Source organism: Marinomonas shanghaiensis, assembly GCF_003259175.1.
GTDB classification, from domain to species: domain Bacteria; phylum Pseudomonadota; class Gammaproteobacteria; order Pseudomonadales; family Marinomonadaceae; genus Marinomonas; species Marinomonas shanghaiensis.
On sequence record NZ_QGOK01000049.1, the window covers coordinates 1 to 2,329 of the forward strand.

A 2,329-nucleotide genomic window follows, 5' to 3' on the forward strand; every position below is an offset into this window, starting at 1 on the left:
ACAAACCGATGCTTTCTTTCGCAAAATGGGGCTCACAACGCTTGGGGGGGATTATGCTATTAGGGTATAGAATTTTAGTGTTATTACTTTTTTTATCACTTAGTAATTTGGCAAGGTCGGATAACATGAATGCTTACTTTGATAGTAAAACGTGGGAAGAACTTACCGAGTTTGGAAATGGATTGATTGGTAGAAATTACGATAAAAATATCTGCCTACCAAACACAATAAACTGTAAAAACAAGCGTTTCTCTCATTATCCATGGAAAGAATCTCAACCCATAGAAAGAGTATATTATATCATTTATGGGGAGCGAAATTTTGAATCCTATCATGATTCATTCTCATTGATTGTTGAAACCGATGAAAAAAATATTGTTATAAATACCAAGCTGACATTTGGCTATGATTCTAGAAACTTCTCTACAAGGGGAATTTTGCCGCATTTTTCTAATTTTACCGATATGAAAATATTCTTTTCCATATTACAAGACTATATAAAATCTAATGATCTAAATTTTGATCAAGCAAAAATATTAATTGATGGCAGCGGTCTTCAATTTATTCCTGAGTTATCGTCAGAAACTCAACGTGTTTATATAAATGTAAAATATCCTGAGAGTAACTCTTTTGAGTCTAGTTCAATTGAGGCGCGAGCCGGGTTTAACTTAAATCCTAATTGGCCAGACTATTTAAAAATATCTTGGCGGAATGATAGCTTTCCGATATTAGAGTTTAGCAAAAATGGGTCATTTTGGGTGAATGACCCAACTGTAAAATAAATCAAGGAGAGAGCTGATGGCTGAAATTGGTGTTGAAGGAAAAGTTGTAAGTGGTGCTTTGGATTCTGGTCATTTGTCATTGGTTTACACGAATGATGGTGGGGTAGAATTTGTCATTAGGGGCGGCCCCGAAAACAATAACCCTGCAAATTTCGGAAGGATAGTTGTAGAGGTAGGCGTGCCTTTGCAACAATCTGAAGACAATAGAGTTGTAGATGGAGTGCAACAGCCAAGGGAATTTTTTGGATACAGAGCGCTGGATTTTGGTGATGCGAATGTCAATGAAATATGGAACTCAATGCTTCGGGACGCAGCAGATCTTAATAATGCGAATATTGATTATGACCTATTTGGCCCGAACTCAAACTCAACAGTTGGTTATATTTTGCAAAGGCAAGGCATCGCTATCCAAGATGTTCTTCCACGTAACCCAGAAATTGATGGGTCGTGGCTCACAGCCCCTTACCCTGGTATCGAAGATATAAACGACATAACTGCTGCGATCTCCCACTGCTTCCCTTCAGGCACTTTAATAACGATGGCGGATGGCAGCCAAAAAGCCATTGAGCAGCTGACGATTGCCGATCAAGTTCTTACGTTTGATGGCGACGGTAACCCCTGCTCTGGTGACGTGGTTCGGACATATACTAACACCACCTCTGAATTTATCCGTTTACGCTTTAACGATGGTCGCGATGGTCGCGATGATCTGGTGGCTACACCCGGCCATGCGTTCTTGACGGAAACCGGTGATTATCTGGAAATCGGCACCATGGCACGTCTTAGTGGTGGTGTGGTTCGATTGGTTGACCATTCTGGTAATGTCATTACCGCGAGCGCCGAGCATCTTTACTATTCATCAGCAACCGCTTCTTTATTCACTACTGCACAACATCGTTCTATGTCAGCGGTAGGCAATCTAGCATTTAAAGAAGAAACGGTTAATGGTTGGGCTACGTATAATTTTGAGGTGCAAACCACACATAACTACGTGGCTGGAGATATCCGTGTACACAATAAATCAGGCCCAATAGGTCAGTTTGGAGACAGTCTCGATAGTGGGTTGGATCGCTTAAGTGGTGTTAAGGATGGTGATGGTAGTTTCTTGGATAAAAGCAGTGACTTGATTAATTCAGGGATGCACGTAGTTGATAGAGCTATGAAAAATATCTCGGCGGGCTTTTCCAATGTGGGGAATTCATTGGTTGCTGGTGTGACGGGTGTTGCTGCTTCGATTATGGGAGGAATATCTGGTTTTGCTGGCAATTTAGCGCGTGGAAATATAGTAGGAGCTATTGGTTCTGTGGTTGCTGGTGCTGTTGGTGCAGTGACTTCTGCTGTTGGTGCAGTAACCTCTGCTATTGGTTCGGTTGTAAGCGGAATAGCCAACGCTATTGGTTCTGTTTTTAGTAGTTCAGAAGATAATGACTCTGGTGGTAATTCATCGGGTAAACCAGTCGTTATAGACATGGATGGTGATGGCATTGAACTGACAAAGCTTAGTGAAAGCACTACCGATTTTGATTTTGATGATGATGGCTATCTAG

2 protein-coding genes are annotated in these 2,329 nt (G+C 41.2%); both read left to right on the forward strand.

The features are described 5' to 3' along the window. A partial coding sequence (locus DKT73_RS19925) for a hypothetical protein (RefSeq protein WP_157959226.1) occupies nt 1-782 on the forward strand: 782 nt, incomplete at its 5' end. A 16-nt stretch (nt 783-798) separates the two neighbouring features. Then, nucleotides 799-2,329: Hint domain-containing protein (locus DKT73_RS19930; protein ID WP_198666680.1), on the forward strand; the 1,531-nt coding region annotated here is incomplete at its 3' end.